Genomic DNA, 19372 nt, shown 5'->3' on the forward strand with positions numbered 1-19372 from the left:
CTATTTATTTATTCCTTTAGGAAATATACGCCTTCCAGGTATCAAGGCTTACGCGTTTGCCCCGGCAGCTGTCAGCGTTACCCAATAGCGCGTGCGCGCGTGCACCTCAAAACCCAAGGTCGAGGCCAGCAAACCCAGGACGCTGTCAGTGTCGTCCAACCGAAAACTCCCGGTAACGCGCAGCGTTTCAAGGCTGGGGTCCCAGCGCAGCACGCCGGGACGGTAGCGTTCAAGCTCGCGCAAAAAATCTCCCAGGGCTTGGTTCTGCGCGGTCAGCACGCCGTCGCGCCAGCCCAGTTGCAATACGTCGAACGGCAGCGATGCGCCCAGACCGGTGGCATTCAATAGCGCTTGCTGGCCACCCCGCAGCGTGGACACCTGCCCGTTCGCATCACGCACCTGCACCGCGCCTTTGAGCACCGAGACGCGGCAGCCGGCGGCCAGTTGCCGCACGCAGACGTCGGCCTGGCTGACCCGCAGTTGCCCGTAACGGGTGTAAACCGTCATTGCAGCCGCACCAGGCACGTTCAGCGCCAGCTCGCCGTCAACCAGGGTGATGTGTCGCTGTGCCAGGTCCACATCCACTGCCGTGGCGGTATTGAGTTGCAGGCTGGCGCCATCAGCCAATGGCAGGCGTTGGCGTTCGCCGGTGGCGGTGCGCACATCGGCGCGCCAGGCTTCGAGAGGTAACTGACGGCTGATCAGCCACGCCGTGGGCACCAGGGCGGCCACTCCCAACGCACGCTTGAGCACCGCGCGCCGCCCTGGCTGCGGGCGGTCAAGGCTGGCCATCGCCAGGGCCGGGGGCAAGTTACTGAAGCGCTGGCGCAAGGTCTGGGCTTTTTGCCAGGTCTGCTCGTGCTGGGGATGGCTGTCGCGCCAATGTTGCAGCGCGGCATGATCGCGCTCGGTGGCCGCGCCGGACTCCAGCAGCGCCAGCCACTGCGCCGCTGCGCGCGCTACGTCTCGGCTCACAGCGCCACCAGCAGACAATGTTCGTAGGCCTGAGCCATGTAGCGTTTGACGGTGCGCTCGGACACATCAAGGCGTTCGGCGATCTCGCGATAACCCAGGCCTTCCAATTGACTCCACAGAAAGGCACGGCGCACGAGCACCGGCAAACCGTCGAGCAGTTCATCCAGCGCCTGCAGGGTTTCCAGCAGCAGCCAGCGCTGTTCGGGCGACGGCACGTTGGCTTCGGGCAAGGTGGACAGGGCATTCAGGTAGGCCTGTTCGAGGCTGCGCCGCTGATGGAAATTGACCAGCAAACGCTTGCCTACCGTCACCAGGTACGCGCGTGGTTCGTGCACCTGCGCAATCGGCTGGGCACTGGCCAACACCCGCAGAAATGTATCCTGGCTCAGGTCCGCCGCATCCCAGGCGTTGCCCAGCCGCCGGCGCAGCCAGTTTTCCAGCCAACTGCGGTGGTCACGGTACAAGCTCGACAGCGTCGGTTCGGGGGCGTGCGTAGGGACAACGGCATCATTCATGGCAAGCAACCTGCGCGGCGCGAGTGAGTCTCAAATGAGATTCATTCTATTTAATATCGCGCAGCTATACCACGAACTTTTCCTACATGCTTCTGTAAAAGCTTGCCACGGGTTTTACGTGCGAGATAACCGGTCCGGTTTTGCGCATTCAGGCAACTCGCTGCGGTTTCATTAGAAGCCGCGCTTGCGCAACCACTGCAAAAAGCCTTTTTTTACCGGCACCACCGGCGCTTCCTGGGTCAGGGCCTGGGCGGCGTGTACGCGGAAATCCAGCAGGGTTTTCATCGCGTCGCCGATATCGTGTCGGGCATCCAGACACGGGGTCAGGTATTCCTTCTCGATGCGGTACAGGGTGCAGAAGGTTTTGGCGGTGAAATCCGCCAGGGTTGCCTCGTCGGACAGGATGCCCGCCTCGCCGATCACCTCGCCCGGGCCCATGCGCCCGGCCTCGAACTTGTGCCCGCCCTTGGTGAGCATCACCGACACCACGCCGGACTCGACGATAAACAAATGGTCGCTGACCTCGCCCGCCGGCAGGATCATCTCGCCGGCGCGGTAGGTGCTCAGGGTCATGTTCTGGCTGAAGGTTTCCTTTTCTTCCTGGCGCAGGGTGGAAAAAATCGTCGAGCTGTCCAACAGCGCCCGTGCGCGGGAAGTCACCACCGGGGCCGCGCTTTCGGAGGCCGACAACAGACTCACGCCCGCCGCCTGCAGGTGGCGGAAAGCCAGGTCATACAGCTGATTGCGCACCTCACGTTTGAGCGGCATCGCCGGCACGAACCCGCTGATCTCGTATTCCACCCCGCCACTGGCGGACGTTTTGAACGCCACGCTGGGCGCCGGCTTGGCCAGCAGCGGACGACAGCCCTGCATGGCGCGCTCCAACGCTTCGATCACCGTTTGCGGGCGCGCATGGGGGCTGACCTGCAGGCTGACCGCCAGCCCGAACATATCCGCCGGGCGCGAGAAATTGATGATCTTGGCCTTGGCCGCCAGGGAATTGGGGATCACCGCCATGCTGCCCTGGGAAGTTTGCAGCCGAGTGGCGCGCCAGTCGATATCGGTGACGCGGCCTTCGGTGCCGTCGATGGAGATCCAGTCATCCAGTTGGTAGGGCTTGGTGGTATTGAGCACGATCCCGGAAAACACGTCGCTCAAAGTGCTTTGCAGCGCCAGGCCGACAATGATCGCCACCGCGCCGGACGTGGCGAGCACGCCTTTGACCGGCAGATCGAGCACATAGGCCATGGCGGCGATAATTGCGATGAGGAAAATCACCGCGCCCATCAAATCCTGCAACAACCGCCCGGTATGACCGACCCGCTGCATCATCAACGCGCCCAGCAGCACGGTGAGCGTGCGCGCCGCGAACAGCCACCAGCCGATCTGCAACGCCGTGGCAGCCAGATGCAGCGCCGTGTCATCGGCATAGGGGGCCAACTGCATAGGGTTCATGCCGTCGTTGAACAGCACGGCGCTGAACACCGCAAAAATGACCAAGCGCGCCGCCAACTTCCAGTTGGCCAGGTTGGGAGAAATAAGGCGCCACACGGCGATGTCAATCAGGATCAGCGCCAAAGCGCACAGCATCGGGTGGTCAGCGATAAACGAGGGCATCCAGGCGACTCCAGGGCGAATGACGGGAAGATCGCATGAAATGAGCCTATCGGAAACAAATTGTGTCGTGACGCCCCCTCGGGGTTATGCACCAAAAAACCCCATCGGTGGTGAACGAGCTTGCCTCGCACAAGGCCGGTTCATTCACCACAAAAAAGGGGCCGCTCACATCCGCCCGAACTTGCCGGATTGAAAATCCGCAAAGGCCTGATGAATCTCCTGCTCGGTGTTCATCACAAACGGTCCATGCCCCACGATGGGCTCATCGATCGGCTCGCCGCTGAGCAGCAATACCTTGGCGTCGTCATTGGACTCCAAGGTTAATTGGTGCCCATCACGCTCGAACAACGCCAATTGCCCTTGGCGCGCGACTTCCTCGCCATTGATCAACAGCGTTCCGCGCAGGATCACCAGGGCAGTGTTACGCCCGGCATGCAGGTCCAGGGTCACCGGTTTGCCGGGATTGAGCCGCAGATCCCACACATCAATGGCTATAAACGTGCGCGCAGGCCCCTTGGCACCGGCGAACTCACCGGCGATCAAACGCAGTTGCCCGGCGTCGTCGGCCAGAGGCAGCACCGGGATATCGGCGTCGACGATGGTTTGGTAACCCGCCTCGGCCATCTTGTCCTTGGCCGGCAGGTTGACCCACAGCTGCACCATCTCCAGCGCACCGCCGCGGCGAGCAAACGCTGGGGAATGAAACTCCTCATGCAGGATGCCCTTGGCCGCCGTCATCCATTGCACATCACCTGGGCCGATAGTGCCGCCGGCTCCGGTGGAGTCGCGGTGCTCGACTTCACCGTCGTAAACGATGGTCACGGTTTCAAACCCGCGATGGGGGTGCTGGCCCACACCACGACGCTGTTCGGTCGGGGTGAATTGCGCCGGGCCGGCGTGGTCCAGCAGCAGGAATGGGCTGATGTGCTTGCCCATCGAGTCGTAGGAAAACAGCGTACGCACCGGAAAGCCATCGCCCACCCAGTGGCCGCGAGGGCTGGTGTAGATGCCGATTAATTTTTTCATGATGTACCTCCAAAGTGGGTACACCATACGGCCGACGGCACATTAGCACTAGACGGCAAACCTGGCCTGGATTGTCCTATGTATAGGACAGTTCCGCCGGCAGACGCGCGCGCAGCAGGTAAAACCCCAACCCCGCCAGGATCGCAGAACCGGCCTGGATCATGATCATCGGCGTCGCGCTGCCGTCGTGCAGGTGGCTCAACAACAGGCCGCTGCAGGTCGCTCCGAACATCTGCGCAAACCCCATCAGCCCTGCTGCCAGGCCGGCGCGGTGAGCATTGGGCATCACCGCGCCGGTGACCGCGCCCGGCAGCACCAGACCGCCGCCGAGGGTGGCGAGGGCTATCGGAATATCCAGCCCCAGCACCGACAAGCCGAACACTTGATAGATCACCAGCGCCGACACCCCACCCAGCGCCACCAGCGTCACGCCCCTGGTCACAATGCGCTGGGCCCCCAGGCGCATGATATTGCGTCGGGTATAGGTGGAGCCGACGATCAACATCGACACGATCAGGCCGAAATTGATGCCGTACGCCAGACTGCTGAAACCCAGCAGATTGATAAACACCGCCGACGAACCGGCGATTACCGCAAACATCGCGCCGTAGGTGCACGCCAGTGCCACCGCGTAGGCCCGGTAGGGTCGGTCTTTGAGCAGATTCAGGTATTGCCCGCCAAGGGTGCGCCAGTGGCCGGCCCTGGGGTCCAGGGCGTGATTGCTCTCGCGGAAAAACAGCAGCGCCAGCAGCCACACGACGCTGCCCATCACCGCCGCGAACAGGATCGGTGCGCGCCAGCCCGCATAGTTGATCAGCAGCCCACCGACCATCGGCGCCACCACGATCGCGTAGAGCATGCCGATCATGGTCAACGCCAGTGCCGGCCCCGCCTCGGCCCTCCACACGTCCCGCACCACCGTGCGCGCCAGCACCAATGCCGCGCAGGCACCCAGGCCTTGCATGACGCGGGCGGCAATGAACTGCTGGATGTCGTTGACCAGCAACATCGACAGGGTCGCCAACCCATACAGCGCCAGGCCGCCAAGCAAAACCGGACGCCGGCCGACACGGTCCGACAACGGCCCGAATATCAACTGCCCCAGGCCAAACGCCGCGACAAACGCCGACAGTGCCATCAACGCCGAGCCCGTCGGCGCCACCAGCGCATGCTCGATCGCGCCCAATCCGGGAATGATCAATTGGGTCGAGACTTCCCCCAGCGCCGTGAGGGCCACCAGTAAAAACAGCAGGCTGCGCGATGGGACCGGGGCGTTTGTCATAGGGGATATCCGGGGCTGGATTAATTTATATTTCGACCATAATATGGGCAAAAAATTATGTCCATCATTTTTTGCCCGTTGGTTACTCCGGAGCCCGCCATGCCCCTTCTCCCCATGCGTCTGCTGACACCCCTGGCGCTGCTGACCGTTCTCAGCGGCTGCAACAGCCAGGCCGACACCCCCACCGCCGCGCCTGTGCGCCCGGTGCTCGCCGCCAAGGTCGAAGCCGCCGGCACCCAGCAAAGCGCCTACACCGGCGTGGTCGCCGCTCGCACCGAGAGCGACCTGGGCTTTCGCGTTGGCGGCAAGGTGATCGAGCGCAAGGTCGATCCAGGCCAGCACGTGTCCCGTGGCGATACCTTGCTGGTACTGGATGTGGGCGACTTCGAACTGGCCCTGCGTTCGGCAAAAAACCGTGTCAACGCCGCCCAGGCCCAATTGCGCCAGCGCCGTGACGATGCCAACCGCTACCAGCGCCTGGCCAGCACCGGGGCCGTGTCGCGGCAGATCTTCGATCAGTCGGCGACCAACCTGCACGTTGCCGAAGCCGAACTGGCAGCGGCGCAATCCGACGCCAGCCAGATCGAAAACCGTCGCGCCTACTCGGTGCTCAAGGCCGACGGCGACGGCATCATCACCGACGTGCGTGCAGACCGCGGCCAGGTCGTCGCCGAAGGCCAGATCGTGGTGCGGCTGGCCCATGACGGCGCGCGTGAAGCCGTCGTCAACCTGCCGGAAAACAACCGCGAGCTGGCCGCGCAGAAAGCCCTGGCCTTCCCGTTCGGCGCACCGGACCAGACCGTGACCGCTACCCTGCGTGAGCTGTCCGCCAGTGCCGACCCCACCACCCGCACCTACCGCGCCCGCTATGTGCTGCAGGGCGCCGTCGAGCGCTTCGCCCTCGGCTCGACCATCACCGTGCGCCTGCAAGGTAACGGTCAGACCCAGCAGACCCGCGTCCCCATCGGCGCGCTGTACGACGCCGGGCATGGCACCGGCGTGTGGGTGATCGGTGCCGAAAACCGCCTCAGCTTCGCCCCGGTCACCGTGGCCAGCCTCGGCCAGGAAGACGCTTTGCTCGCCGGCGGCGTCAGTCCGGGCCAGGTGGTCGTTGCGTTAGGCGCGCACTTATTGCACAGCGGCGACACCGTGCGCCTGCTGCCCGCCCAGGCGCTGGCTCTCAACCGTAAACAGGACAACTGAACATGCGCGGCATCAACCTCTCCGAACTGGCGGTCAAGCACCGCGCCGTCACGCTGTTTCTTATCCTGGCGATCCTCGCGGCAGGCGTCTTCTCCTTCGGCAAACTGGGGCGCGCCGAAGACCCGTCATTCACCGTGAAGGTGATGACCATCACCGCCGCCTGGCCCGGCGCCACCGCCCGGGAAATGCAGGAACAAGTCGCTGATCGTCTGGAAAAACGCCTGCAGGAACTGGACTACTACGACCGCGTCGAGACCATCGCTCAGCCGGGTTTCGTGTCGATGCGCATGACATTCCTGGAATCCACACGGCCCGGTGAAATCCAGGATTTGTTTTACCAGACGCGCAAAAAGCTCAGCGACGAAGCCACTCGCCTGCCCAATGGCGTGATCGGGCCGTTCTTCAATGACGAATATTCAGACGTGTACTTTGCGCTGTACGCCCTGGAAGCCGAGCACCTGCCCCACCGCCAGCAGGTACAGATGGCCGAGGATCTGCGCCAGAATCTGCTTACCGTGCCGGGGGTGAAGAAGGTCAATATCCTCGGTGAACAGGCGCAGCGGATCTTTGTGGAGTTTTCCTACGAGCGCTTGGCAACCCTGGGTATCACGCCGGCGCAGATCTTTGCCGCCCTCGCCGCGCAGAACGCGGTGGCGCCGTCGGGTTTTGTCGAGACCGCCGGCGCCCGTGCGTATATCCGCATCGACGGCGCCTTCGACAGCCTTTCGCTGATCGAAAACGTGCCGTTGGTCGCCAATGGTCGCGTGCTGCGCATCGCCGACGTGGCCAGCGTCAGCCGTGGCTACGAAGACCCACCCAGCTACCGCATCCGTCATCAGGGCGACCCGGCGCTGATGCTGGGCGTAATCATGCAGAAAAAATGGAACGGCCTGGAGTTGGATAAAAGCCTGCAGGCCGAGGAAGCGCGGATCCAGGCCGACCTGCCCCAGGGCGTGAATTTTGCCAAGGTGTCCGACCAGGCAAAAAACATCAGCCTGGCGGTGAACGAGTTCATGCTCAAATTCTTCGTCGCGCTGGCGGTGGTGATGGTCATCAGCCTGCTGGCCCTGGGTTTTCGCGTCGGGCTGGTGGTGGCGGCGGCGGTACCGCTGACACTGTCGATTGTTTTCGTGATCATGCTGGTCACCGGGCGCGAATTCGACCGCATTACCCTCGGCGCACTGATTATCTCCCTGGGTCTGCTGGTGGACGACGCAATCATTGCCATCGAGATGATGGTGGTCAAACTTGAAGAAGGCTTTGACCGCATCCACGCCGCCACCTTCGCCTGGAGCTCCACGGCGGCGCCGATGCTGACCGGCACGCTGGTGACCATCATCGGTTTCCTGCCGGTGGGGTTTGCGCGTTCCGGCGCCGGGGAATATGCCGGCAATATCTTCTGGATCGTCGGCTTCGCCCTGATCGCTTCATGGCTGGTGGCAGTGGTGTTCACGCCCTACCTGGGGGTGAAACTGCTGCCGGCGATCAAACCGGTGCCCGGCGGCCATGACGCCATCTACGCCGGCCGCTATTACCAGAGGCTGCGCAATCTGGTCGAGACCTGCGTGCGCCGGCGCTGGCTGGTCACCGGGCTGGTGGTCGCGGCCTTTGTACTGTGCGTGCTGGGCATGGCCGTGGTGAAAAAACAATTTTTCCCCAACTCCGACCGTTCCGAGTTGATCCTGGAGGTGTACATGCCGCCGGGCAGCGCCTTTAAAAGCACCGAGGCGGTCGCCGCGCAATTGGAAAAAGCGCTGTTGCAGGAGCCGCAGACCCGCATGGTCGACACTTATGTGGGCGGCGGCGCGCCTCGGTTCTTTCTGTCATTGAACCCGGAAATGCCCGACCCGGCGTTCGCCAAACTGATCGTGCAAACCCCCGACTCCCACGCACGCGACGCGTTGAAACTGCGCATGCGCGAGCGTATTGCGGCCGGCGAATTCCCGGCGGCGCGGGTGCGCGTCACCCAATTGCTGTTCGGCCCTCCCGTACCGTTCCCGGTGGTGTTTCGCGTGTCCGGCCCGGATGCGGATGTGCTGCGCGGCGTAGCCGAAGATGTGCGCAACGTCGTCGCCGCCAACCGGCTGACCCACGACGCGTTCCTTGATTGGGGCGAGCGCACCAGCGGTTATCGCCTGGTCCTGGACCAGGATCGCCTGCGCCTGCTGGGCTTTACGCCTGACGAGGTCAAGTCCCAGCTCAACGCGCTGCTCAGCGGTAACCCGATCACCGAAGTGCGCGAGGGCAACCGCACCGTGTCGGTGGTGGCCCGTGCCCAGGGCAGCCAGCGAGAAAACCTCGGCAACCTCAACAATATGACCCTGACCAACAGCGCCGGCACGGCGGTGCCGCTGGCCCAGGTGGGGCACTTGCAGGCAGTGATGGAGGACCCGATCCTCAAGCGCCGCAACCGCGCCAATACCGTGGAAGTGCGCGCCGACATCGTCGACGGCGTCCAACCGCCGGACGTGGAAATGGCCGTGTACAAAGACCTGCAACCGCTGATCGCGCAGTTGCCCACGGGCTATCGCATCGAAATCGGCGGCCCGGTGGAAGAAAGTGCCAAGGCCAACGTGGCCCTGGCCGCGCTCTTCCCGATCATGATCCTGCTGACGCTCACGGTGATCATGTTTCAGGTCCGCTCGTTCGGCGTGATGCTCATGGTTTTCGCCACCGCGCCGCTGGGCTTGATTGGCGCGGTGCCGACTTTGCTGCTGTTCAACCAGCCGTTTGGGTTCAACGCCATCCTCGGGCTGATCGGCATCGGCGGGATACTGATGCGCAACACCCTGATCTTCACCGACCAGATCCGCCAGAACCAGGACCACGGCATGGCCATCCGCGAGGCGATCATCGAAGCCACCGTACGCCGCGCCCGGCCGGTGGTGCTGACCGCGCTTGCAGCGGCGCTGGCGTTTATCCCGCTGACGCTCTCGGTGTTCTGGTCTTCCCTGGCCTACGTGCTGATCGGCGGGGTGCTGGTGGGCACCGTGTTGACGCTGCTGTTTCTGCCGGCGCTGTGCAGCCTGGTGCTGGGGCGGGAGAAGACCAAGGTTGTCGAAACGTCCCACATAACCGCCGGATAAGCTCTACTCCTCTGCACTAAGAACCGCTGCAAAGTCCCTCGCCTGATCACACAGTGCGAGGGATTGCAGATGGTTTGTTTCGTGATGGCCCTGGTTGTTGGGGCCGTGTCTTGATTCCGGTCATTGCCAGCGTTGTCCTGGCACCCATGGATGCCAAAGCACCGGACATCGAACGCGTTTTGCGTGATTTTCGCGATTGCCTGAACACCTTTGATAAATGGGCCGACAGCTTCTGGAGCGTTTCGGCGCTTGAGGTCGAGCAGATCTTTAAAGTGGGGGAAGACGTTGCGCTGATCGCACCGGCTTCGTCCAGAAAACCCAACGCGGTTGTTGCCCGGTGTGATGCCCAGGGCTCGTTGACCCTGGTGCACCTGTTTGAAAGCACCCGCTTCGTGCCAATCGGCAACACCCCGGTGATGCTGCAAGCCTTGGCCGCGGATGGCAGCGCGATGGGCACGCCCATTCATCACACCATCGGCCCCAGCGGCATTCTGGAACTCAAGGACTGCACCCGCGACCAGACTTACCAGATCACTTTTTATCCCAACGTTTCCACAGATCATCTCAAGGCGCTGTACGCGTCTTATCAATCGGTGATCTCAGGGCTGGAAACGGACCTGCGCGATGAGTGGGCGAAGACCTTCAAACCCCAATGGGACGATTTTGCCAACGCCACTTCGCTCGAACGCAGCGCCATGCAAGGCGGGGCGTTTTCAAGTGGCTTGGCCAAGGCGCTATACAACCTGTGGGACAACGTTACGCAGCTGTATGACCTGCTATCGGATCTCAAGGCCAACAGCGAAAAGCTGTTGGCGTACATCTCCCAAGCCGAACTCGATGAGCTGCTGGCGCTGGGCAGCGACGCGATTGCCAACGGGTTGCTGCTGCTCAGTGATGAACCGCTGCTGTTTATCTACTTGTCGGCGATGGTCAGTTGGATGCGCCTGCTGCCGCCGCCCGAGATGTACGAACTGGCAGGCGAGATTACCGGTGAGGTGCTGATCAATCTGCTGTTGATCTGGGCGACGGCAGGCACAGGCGTGGTACTGCGCCTGGGGGCTCAGACGCTGAGCACCATCAAGTCCGCACGGGCAAGGGGCTTGTTGGAATTGCTTGCCAGTCACCTTAAGGGGCCGGGGCTAGAACCCCATGTCACAGCGGCCCGGCCATTGCTGCTGGGCAGCGCGGCGACGCCGATCAAGGAGGTGCCGGTGGGGCCGCTGAAGGTTTGGGACCAATGGGTTTCCAACCCGGTGATAGCGGCGCGCGACAAGACGCAGAGGACGGTGTTGGTGCGGCAGGAGCCTGTAGACGACACGCCGCTCGTGGCGACCAATCCTAAGGGCGATGCGGCGGTTTCTTCGGATAAGACCGTTACTAACGGCTGCCCGGTGTCGATGGTTACCGGGGAGGAACTGCTGACCCTGACCGATGGCACGTTGGACGGGATTTTGCCGTTTGAATGGACGCGACTGTATCGCACCAGTGCGGTGGAAGTGGATGTCGGGTTGGGGTTTGGCTGGAGCCATGCGTTGGCGCAGCGGCTTTGTGTGTCGGGCGATTCGGTGGTGTGGACGGATCATGAGAACCGGTCGATCACCCTGCCCTTGCCCACGGTTGCTCGACCTGCAATCACCAATAGCTTGGCCGAAGCGGCGATCTATTTAGGCTCATCACCGGATGAATTGGTGCTGGCGCAGGCGTCACGGTTTTATCACTTTCGCGATGGCGCATTGGTCTCGATCAGCGATGCGTATGACAACCGCCTGCGTATTGCTCGGGATTTTTCCGGGCGCATCGAGCGGGTGGATAACGGGGTGGGTCGCTCGTTGTTTCTGCGCTACTCGTCCGGTCGCATCGCCGCGGTGGACTACCAGGTCCAGCGCGCCAAGGAGCATGAACCTTACGAATGGATCACCGAGCAGAACGTTGTTTCCTACGCCTATGACGACCTGGGCCGACTGGTTTCGGCGACCAATGCCGTCGGTGAAAGCGAGGTGTACCGCTACGACGAGCAGCACGTCATTGTGGAGCGCGGCCTGGCCGGTGGGGCGAGTTTCTTCTGGGCGTGGGAACGCTCCGGCAAGGCCGCCCGCTGCGTGCGGCACTGGGCCAGTTTCTCGCAGATGGACACGCGGTATGTGTGGGGCGATGACGGCCAGGTCACGGTGCACAACGCCGATGGCAGCCAGGAAGTGTATGTCCACGATGACCGCGCACGCCTGGTGCAACGTATCGATCCCGATGGCGCGCAGCACTTCAAATCCTACGACGAAAAAGGCCGGCTGACAGTCGAGCAGGACCCGCTGGGGGCGGTGACGGCGTATCAGTACGACGAAGCCGGACGCTTGGTGGCGTTGTTTCCTGGGGATGATGAGCCAACAACCTACGAGCATGACAACGGTTTCGTACGGGTGGTGCGCCGGGGTGAGGCGGTTTGGAAGTACGAGCGCAATGACCAGGGCGATGTCACCCGTAGGATTGATCCCGATGGGCATGTCACGGATTACAGCTACAACAAATACGGACAACTGACCGGGGTTTGGTACCCCGACCACAGCTGCCATCGCTTGGTGTGGAATGAACGCGGGCAACTGGTTGAAGAGCAGTTGCCGAACGGTGGCAGTAAGCGCTATCGCTATGACGACCTGGGCCGCGAAGTGGCCCGCGAGGATGAATTCGGCGCGCTGACCCAGTATCAGTGGGACAGCGTGGGTCGATTGGTTCGCGTGGTGCTGCCCGGTGGGGCGTGTCGGGAATACAGCTACAACCCCTACGGAAAAATCACCGCCGAACGCGATGAACTCGGCCACGTCACCCGCTACGACTACGCCGACGGCCTGCACCTGATCAGCCGCCGCCTCAACGCCGATGGCACTCAGGTCAACTACCGCTACGACAACGTGCGGTTGTTGCTGACCGAAATCGAAAACGAAGTCGGCGAAACCTACCAACTCGACTACCACCCCAACGGCCTGATCCGGCAGGAAACCGGCTTCGACGGCCAACGCACCGCGTACACCTACGACCTCAACGGCCACCTGCAGGAAAAGACCGAACACGGCGACGACGGCAGTCAGCGCATTACCCGTTATGCGCGCGACCACGCCGGTCGCCTCGTACGAAAAACCCTGCCCGATGGCAACAAGGTCGATTACACCTACGACCGCCAAGGCAATCTCCTCAGCGTCAACGACGGTCACTGGGCGTTGGCCTACGAATACGACCGCCAAAACCGCCTCATCGCCGAACACCAGGGCTGGGGCACCCTGCGCTACGGCTACGACGCCTGCGGCCAGCTCAAACATTTGCGCCTGCCGGACAACAACCGCGTGGTGTTCAACCACGACAAGGGCGGGCATCTCGCCACCGTCGAACTCAACGGCAAACCGCTGACCTCACACCTGTTCAGCAAAGGCCGCGAATATCAGCGCCAACAAGGCCAACTGCTCAGCCACTACCACTACGACGACCAGCAGCGCCTGCACGCCCACGCCGTCACCCACCAGACCCACCCGCTCTACCAGCGCCAATACGACTACGACCAAGCCGGCAACCTCACCCGCCTGCTCGACACCCGCAAAGGCGAACACCACTACCGCTACGACCCGCTCCAACGCCTGACCCGCGCCGATCATTCCCACGACGTACAGGAGCGTTTCGCCCACAACCCGGCCGGCAACCTGCTGATGCAAAACCGCCCCGGCCCCGACATCGTCGCCGGCAACCGCCTGATGATCCAGGGCGACCGCCACTACACCTACGACGCCTTCGGCAACCTGATCCAGGAACGGCGTGGCAAGGCCCATCAACTCGTCACCGAATACCGTTATGACAGCCAGCACCGGCTGATCGAAATCGCCCAGCCTAACGGCCAAACCGCCAGCTACCGATACGACCCGTTTGGGCGACGCATCAGTAAGACAGTCGATGGCATAACGACAGAGTTTTTCTGGCAAGGCGACAAGCTGATTGCCGAACACCAGGCCGACCGCCATCGCAGTTACCTCTACGAACCCGACAGCTTTCGGCCGTTGGCGCTTTTAGAAGGCTTCGGCCCCAAAGAGACAAAACCCTACCACTACCAACTCGACCACCTCGGTACACCCCAGGAACTCACCACCCCCGAGGGCGATATCGTCTGGTCCGCCCACTACCGCGCCTACGGCGAAATCGCCCGCCTCGACGTAGGCAAACTCGACAACCCGCTGCGCTTCCAGGGCCAATACTTCGACAAAGAAAGCGGTCTGCATTACAACCGCCATCGCTACTACAATCCGGATATCGGCCGCTACCTGACGCCGGACCCGGTGAAGTTGGCGGGTGGGATTAATGGGTATCGGTATGTGCCTAATCCGACGGGATGGGTGGATCCGCTGGGGTTGAACTCTTGTCCCGGTGCGCAAGGTTGCAATCCAACCTCTGCAGCTCAAAACTCTGCGGAAAGAGTCAATCACAGAGAACCAGACTTACCGAAACTGACACGCCTGGAGCGACAGGCGAGGATTGATGAGCTTGCAGAGTCAAACATGCACCGACAGTTATCGAAACTGGAGACTTCAATTCCCGGAGCACACTTCTTAGAAAAACACGGAGCTCAGACATCATTAGAATCCCAGCTTGATCGTGTAGAAACAGCTAGGAACCCCAGCACCGGCGAAATCGAGATCTTCGAAAGAGGTAGAAGAGCGGGACAGCCTAGACTTCCAAGCGCAGCTACGCACTTCCTTAGCCATAGAGATCAATTCAATGCAATAGAACGAGCAATTTTAATATTCAACCTAAATGGCAGAGCGACATCCCCAAGACCGATGGACATGGGAAAAATTGTCGGCGAGGGCTATAAGAGAGAGGGTCTTGAATATGGAGAGCAGTCAAAAGCCATTGTACATTTAAACAGAGAAGGAAAACCAATCACTGCTTATACGGAGTTTGAACAATGAAAAACAAACCAGATCTACAGATACTACAAGGACTGTTATTTACTTACTGCATAGAAAACACAACAAATTTAGAGCGAGAAAAAATCATTGTATCAAAAAACGTAAACGACGAAACGGAACTTTCAGAACTTTTTAATACTTTAACCAAGCCAGAATTCTTATCATACAAAGAAGATGAGCAGCTTTGGTTCATAGAAACTATCAAGCATTATTTATCAACAGATCAAGACTTTGAATCTGTTTTCCACTTGTTCGACACTTACTTCAACGACGACATAATCGACAAGAGGAGCTTCATGAAAACATTACTTAACTGCCTTATTAGTTACCAAAAAGAAGCTGCGCTAAAAGTTTGAAAACGGCGTTGAAGTTGATCTTATAAACCAACACCGCCCTTGCTGATAAGCCGCATTCACCGGTAGCGAGCTTGCTCGCTACGCAGGGCAAGCCTGTTCCACAGCGCCTACGGCGAAATCGTCCGCCTCGACGTAGGCAACCTCGACAACCCCCTGCGCTTCCAGGGCCAATACTTCGACAAAGAAAGCGGTCTGCATTACAACCGCCATCGCTACTACAATCCGGATATTGGTCGCTACCTCCCGCCGGACAGGGTGAAGTTGGCGGGTGGGATTAACGCCTACCAATACGTGCCTAACCCTACCGGGTGGGTGGATCCGCTGGGGCTAAGCCCATGCCCTGGTGAAGATAAATGCAAGCCGAACAGCAATGCTGACAACTATTTTATAAAAACTACTGTCGACAAAAGAACACCGCTAAGCCAAATCAGCACAAACAATGCGCCTGTAATGGGCTACCACAAGGAAATTTATGCTAACAAACCTATTAAGCCGGAAGAAACCACTCAAAAATGGGAAAAGTTTCTAGGGCCTGGGCCACATTCAAACATCCACCCAAGAACGGGCACCCCTGATAGTGACAGAATAGTTTCTAGCGACGCGGAAAGAAGTATTCGCTACGGCGCTCATGAGATGAACAGTAAGCCGAGCAAACATCACTATCATGAGGAAGCGTGGACGCTAGAGCTTAAAAGCAACACAATGAACGTGGATAACACAGTTGTCAGAGTCCCACTATCGAAGAAGTGAAATGAAAATACATATTACCGAAGCATTTTCTGTGAAAGGCACTTTATATGTGAAATTCCAATCGCCATCTGGAAATGCCACTGCGCTATGGAGCGGAAACGCTCCAGAGAACAATGAAATTCTGGATGTGGAATTCGATCTGGATGATGTTTTTTCCTGGGGGAAGAACATCAAGCTTTCGAACAAGAAAACACCACATATCACCACTCTAAATGGCGTCACCCAAATAACGGCTGAGATGATTAAAAATCAGGGTGAAGAATGTGCAGCATTAAAAATCAACGACTCAATCATCCTTATTGACCTTGAGAAACCGATAGCTGAAAAAACAGGTTGGGTTCAAGTGAGCACAGCAAGAATCCGGCTCTACCCCACGAGTATCTGAACGATACTTGAGTTCACACCACCACTATCTATCTCCAAACATAGGCGACAGCGCTTAAAACCACGTTTAGGGCTGCTACGCAGCCCAACGCAGGGCAAGCCTGCTCACCACAAAAAAGCTCAACTGTAGGTGTCAGCGGGCCTAACGTCCGGTCACCGCTTCGCCAGCTCCATAATCATTCGACTCAACAAATAAACGCGCGGCACCACGCTCTCCACCTCCGCATATTCCTCCGGGGTATGGATATTGCCGCCGACAATACCAAACCCATCCAGCGTCGGCGTTCCCACCCCGGCGGACAGGCTGGCGTCCGCCGCGCCGCCACTGCCTTCAATGGTCAACTTTTTACCCAACTCCCCATAAATCCCCTGGGCTATCGCCACTAATTTGTCCGACTCCGGCGTCTGCGGCATGGGCGGCAGGCCGCGTTTGAGAGTGGTGGTGACTTCGGTTTCCGGGATCAGTTTGTCGGCCGATACTCGCGCGAGGTCTTTTTCAATACGGTCGAATTCCTCCGGCAGCGCCGCGCGTACATCCGCCTTGGCCATGGCGTGATCGGGGATGACGTTGGTGCGGTCGCCGGCCTGGAGCACGGTAAAGTTGATGGTGGTTTTCTTTTCGGCATCCCCAAGTTTGCCCAGTTGCAGGACCTGGTGCGCGGCTTCCATGGCGGCGTTGCGGCCCAATTCCGGGGCGACGCCGGCATGGGCGGCCTTGCCCTTGACGTCGACCAGCGCCGTGGCGCTGCCTTTGCGCCATACCACCAGGCCATCGGCCGGGCGGCCGGGTTCGAGGTTCAAGGTGACGTCGTGGGTCTTGGCGGTGGTGCGGATCAGTTCCGACGCTATGTCCGAGCCGGTCTCTTCGCTGGCGTCGAGCAGGAAAGTGATCTGCGCATAGTCCTTGAAGCCCTGGTTTTTCAGGACTTTGAGCGCATAGATACCGGCGACAATACCGCCCTTATCATCCATCACCCCAGGGCCATAGGCGCGACCGTCCTTGATATGGAACGGGCGCTCGGCCGCCGAGCCCTCCTTGAACACCGTGTCCATGTGCGCCATCAGCAGGATTTTGGCCTTGCCAGTCCCCTTGAGAGTCGCAATCACATGGCTGCTGTCGGCGGCGGCATCCGGCACCCGCTCAATGTTGAAGCCCAGTTGCTTGAGCTCTTCGACCGCAATGTCGCTGACGTGGGTCAGGCCCGGGCCATAGCCTGAACCGGAATCGATATTGACCAGGCGCTCCAGCAGTCGCAGGGCCTCGGCCTTGTATTGTGCGGCGTCCGCGTGGATCGGCTTATAAAGTTCGGCGCTGTAGGCAGGTACGGCGAAGGACATAGCCAGGGTGGCCGCCAGGAGGGTGCGCGGGAAGTTGAAATGCATGAACCGATCCTTGTTTGTTGTTGAAGGGTGCAAGCCACACCCTACCCCACTAGACCGACCGCAACCAACTCCCCTGCGCCGCGCTGACTCGGTTACGCCCGGTGTTCTTGGCCTGGTACAACGCCAGGTCAGCGTCGTTGAGCCAACTGATGGAGTCGGCATGCCCTGGCTGATACGGCGCCAGGCCGATACTCAGGCTCGCGCGCAATGTAGGGTCCTGGGCGTAGGCCAATGCGTTGAAGCGGTCGCGCAAGGCATCCATGACCTCGGTGGCGCGGTTGAGCGGCATGTCCGGCAGGATCACGCAGAACTCGTCGCCGCCATAGCGCCCGGCCTGGTCGGTGATGCGCAGGTTCTGGCGCAGCACTTTGCTGAGCTGGCGCAACACGATGTCACCGGTGACGTGGCCGTAGGTGTCATTGATAAGCTTGAAGTGATCGATGTCGATCAGGGCAATCGCCGCCCCTCGCTGCTCGGCACGGCAGCGCTGGAACTCGATCTCCAACTGATCTTTCCACGCCCCGTGGTTGAGCAGCCCGGAGAGGCTGTCGGTGCGGCTCAAGGCCAGCAACTCGCGCTTGTGTCGGGACAGGCTCTGGGCCTGGCGATAGCAGATCCAGCCAAGTACCAGCGGGTACACCATCAGAATCGGCAGGCAGGCATACAACTGCGCCTGGGTGGTAACAGCAATGAACGCCGGCGCAATCAACCACCACGCCGCAGCGACGCCCAAGGCCTGTGCGCACCAGCCGGCAAATACGAAACGCGGCCCGCCGATGGACACGTTATTCATCGACATCATCGACAGCACGGTGACACTGGGCAGCGGATTGAAGTGCATGGCGCCGACCCAGAAACCGCCGCAGAACGAATCGAACAGCAGGTGACGACGCTCACTGCGCAGGGTCTGGCTGGCGCGAAGGGTCAATTGGAAGGACAGATGGGGCCAGACAAATGCATTGATCAGCATCCAGGCCCACACCCACGCAGGCGGGTTAAGGGGGTACATGGCGAACACCACGCACACAACGCCCAAGGCCATTCCGAAGGCGCGAGTCTTGTGAAGGCGAATGGCGAGCGGAAGTCCTTTTCCTCCGATGGCGGGCATGATGAGGACAATCCTGGAGGAATGCCTGGAGTCTATCAGGGCACCGGCAAATTGCCACTACTGCTGACAGGGACGTTGCTCAGTGGGAAAAACCCCGCGCCAACATCAGCGCCACCCCCAGCAGCAGCACGGCCGTGGCACGCTGCAACAGCACGCGGCGCTTGGGGTTTTCCAGCACGTGTTTGATGCGCTGGCCAAAGTAGCAATACAAGCAGCCGCTGGCGAACTGCAACAGCAGGAACGTCAGCCCCAGTATGGCGATATCCGTCGCCGAACTGTGCTCCCCTGCCCCGGCGAACTGCGGGAACACCGCGCTGAACATGATGATGGTCTTGGGGTTGGAAAACCCGGTGAGCAACCCTTTGCCGAACAGGCTGCGCGAGCCTTCCACGGCGCCGGCCTTGTCGATGGACACGCCGCTGCTGGTCCACTGTTTATAAGCCAGGTACAGAATGTAGGCCACGCCGACGAACTGGATGGTCTGGGTGATGGCGAGGTTGCCCTTGATCAGTTCCGAGAAGCCCACGGCAAAGATCAATATCGAAATCAGGTAAGACACACTGGCGCCGATCTGCGCCGGGATCGAGCTGCGCAGGCCGTCCTTCAAGCCCAGGCTCAACAGCAGCAGGGTCATGGGGCCGGGGCTGAACGTCATGGTGGCGCAAAACAACAGAAAGTAGAGAAACGAAGAGAGCGTTAATGCGCTTGTCATGGTCCTGGACCTTGGCTAGGGAGAAGCAACAG

13 protein-coding genes and 1 pseudogene are annotated in these 19372 nt (G+C 60.4%); 6 read left to right on the plus strand and 8 right to left on the minus strand.

The annotated features are described in order from the left end of the window. Positions 1 to 48 precede the first annotated feature (48 nt). The 5 genes from OSC50_RS12960 to OSC50_RS12980 all read right to left on the minus strand — a co-directional run bounded on the left by OSC50_RS12960 (position 49) and on the right by OSC50_RS12980 (position 5415). Complete coding sequence (locus OSC50_RS12960) at positions 49 to 975, minus strand: FecR domain-containing protein (protein WP_266249100.1); 927 nt, start codon at positions 973 to 975, stop codon at positions 49 to 51. Further along, a complete protein-coding gene (locus tag OSC50_RS12965; protein WP_253507164.1) occupies positions 972 to 1490 on the minus strand; it encodes a sigma-70 family RNA polymerase sigma factor in 519 nt (172 codons plus the stop codon). The genes OSC50_RS12960 and OSC50_RS12965 overlap by 4 nt, the downstream gene beginning before the upstream one ends. A 171-nt stretch (positions 1491 to 1661) precedes the next feature. Beyond that, a complete protein-coding gene (locus OSC50_RS12970; protein WP_181079677.1) occupies positions 1662 to 3107 on the minus strand; it encodes a mechanosensitive ion channel family protein in 1446 nt (481 codons plus the stop codon). Between the two features lie 165 nt (positions 3108 to 3272). Continuing rightward, positions 3273 to 4133 (minus strand): pirin family protein, encoded by an 861-nt coding sequence (locus OSC50_RS12975; RefSeq protein ID WP_266249097.1) that lies wholly within the window; start codon positions 4131 to 4133, stop codon positions 3273 to 3275. Positions 4134 to 4209: 76 nt separating this feature from the next. Beyond that, a complete protein-coding gene (locus OSC50_RS12980; protein ID WP_266249096.1) occupies positions 4210 to 5415 on the minus strand; it encodes a multidrug effflux MFS transporter in 1206 nt (401 codons plus the stop codon). 99 nt (positions 5416 to 5514) lie between these two features. Between OSC50_RS12980 and OSC50_RS12985 the strand changes: the two genes are divergently transcribed. The 6 genes and pseudogenes from OSC50_RS12985 (at position 5515) to OSC50_RS13010 (ending at position 16138) form a co-directional block, all read left to right on the plus strand. After that, positions 5515 to 6618 carry an efflux RND transporter periplasmic adaptor subunit gene (locus OSC50_RS12985; RefSeq protein ID WP_266249095.1) on the plus strand — a complete coding sequence of 368 codons (1104 nt, stop codon included), beginning with the start codon at positions 5515 to 5517 and terminating at the stop codon, positions 6616 to 6618. Between the two features lie 2 nt (positions 6619 to 6620). Then, entirely contained in the window at positions 6621 to 9704 is a 3084-nt protein-coding gene (locus tag OSC50_RS12990; protein WP_253507155.1) for an efflux RND transporter permease subunit, read from the plus strand. A gap of 110 nt (positions 9705 to 9814) precedes the next feature. Further along, positions 9815 to 14647, plus strand: coding sequence for an RHS repeat-associated core domain-containing protein (locus OSC50_RS12995; protein ID WP_266249094.1), 4833 nt, complete (start codon positions 9815 to 9817; stop codon positions 14645 to 14647). Continuing rightward, positions 14644 to 15003, plus strand: coding sequence for a hypothetical protein (locus tag OSC50_RS13000; protein WP_253507149.1), 360 nt, complete (start codon positions 14644 to 14646; stop codon positions 15001 to 15003). The genes OSC50_RS12995 and OSC50_RS13000 overlap by 4 nt, the downstream gene beginning before the upstream one ends. Before the next feature lie 90 nt (positions 15004 to 15093). Continuing rightward, positions 15094 to 15378: pseudogene (locus OSC50_RS26210) on the plus strand (RHS repeat-associated core domain-containing protein); the annotation flags it as partial. A 376-nt stretch (positions 15379 to 15754) separates the two neighbouring features. Beyond that, the gene (locus OSC50_RS13010; RefSeq protein WP_181079670.1) at positions 15755 to 16138 is read left to right on the plus strand and encodes a hypothetical protein; all 384 of its coding nucleotides are present in this window, start codon (positions 15755 to 15757) and stop codon (positions 16136 to 16138) included. 152 nt (positions 16139 to 16290) lie between these two features. On the opposite strand, the gene OSC50_RS13015 is transcribed toward OSC50_RS13010, so the two are convergent. The 3 genes from OSC50_RS13015 to OSC50_RS13025 form a co-directional block, all read right to left on the minus strand. Continuing rightward, complete coding sequence (locus tag OSC50_RS13015; protein ID WP_266249093.1) at positions 16291 to 17520, minus strand: M20/M25/M40 family metallo-hydrolase; 1230 nt, start codon at positions 17518 to 17520, stop codon at positions 16291 to 16293. 49 nt (positions 17521 to 17569) lie between these two features. Further along, complete coding sequence (locus OSC50_RS13020) at positions 17570 to 18628, minus strand: diguanylate cyclase (RefSeq protein ID WP_181079668.1); 1059 nt, start codon at positions 18626 to 18628, stop codon at positions 17570 to 17572. Between the two features lie 79 nt (positions 18629 to 18707). Next, positions 18708 to 19340 (minus strand): LysE family translocator, encoded by a 633-nt coding sequence (locus OSC50_RS13025; RefSeq protein WP_253507142.1) that lies wholly within the window; start codon positions 19338 to 19340, stop codon positions 18708 to 18710. Positions 19341 to 19372: the final 32 nt, after the last annotated feature.

Source organism: Pseudomonas quebecensis (assembly GCF_026410085.1).
GTDB lineage: Bacteria > Pseudomonadota > Gammaproteobacteria > Pseudomonadales > Pseudomonadaceae > Aquipseudomonas > Aquipseudomonas quebecensis.

Bases quoted from the DNA above. Each gene is read 5' to 3' on its own strand.
- OSC50_RS12965 (WP_253507164.1), bottom strand. From the start codon at position 1,490: ATGAATGATGCCGTTGTCCCTACGCACGCCCCCGAACCGACGCTGTCG.
- OSC50_RS12970 (WP_181079677.1), bottom strand. From the start codon at position 3,107: ATGCCCTCGTTTATCGCTGACCACCCGATGCTGTGCGCTTTGGCGCTG.
- OSC50_RS12975 (WP_266249097.1), bottom strand. From the start codon at position 4,133: ATGAAAAAATTAATCGGCATCTACACCAGCCCTCGCGGCCACTGGGTG.
- OSC50_RS12980 (WP_266249096.1), bottom strand. From the start codon at position 5,415: ATGACAAACGCCCCGGTCCCATCGCGCAGCCTGCTGTTTTTACTGGTG.
- OSC50_RS12985 (WP_266249095.1), top strand. From the start codon at position 5,515: ATGCCCCTTCTCCCCATGCGTCTGCTGACACCCCTGGCGCTGCTGACC.
- OSC50_RS12990 (WP_253507155.1), top strand. From the start codon at position 6,621: ATGCGCGGCATCAACCTCTCCGAACTGGCGGTCAAGCACCGCGCCGTC.
- OSC50_RS13000 (WP_253507149.1), top strand. From the start codon at position 14,644: ATGAAAAACAAACCAGATCTACAGATACTACAAGGACTGTTATTTACT.
- OSC50_RS13010 (WP_181079670.1), top strand. From the start codon at position 15,755: ATGAAAATACATATTACCGAAGCATTTTCTGTGAAAGGCACTTTATAT.
- OSC50_RS13015 (WP_266249093.1), bottom strand. From the start codon at position 17,520: ATGCATTTCAACTTCCCGCGCACCCTCCTGGCGGCCACCCTGGCTATG.
- OSC50_RS13020 (WP_181079668.1), bottom strand. From the start codon at position 18,628: ATGCCCGCCATCGGAGGAAAAGGACTTCCGCTCGCCATTCGCCTTCAC.
- OSC50_RS13025 (WP_253507142.1), bottom strand. From the start codon at position 19,340: ATGACAAGCGCATTAACGCTCTCTTCGTTTCTCTACTTTCTGTTGTTT.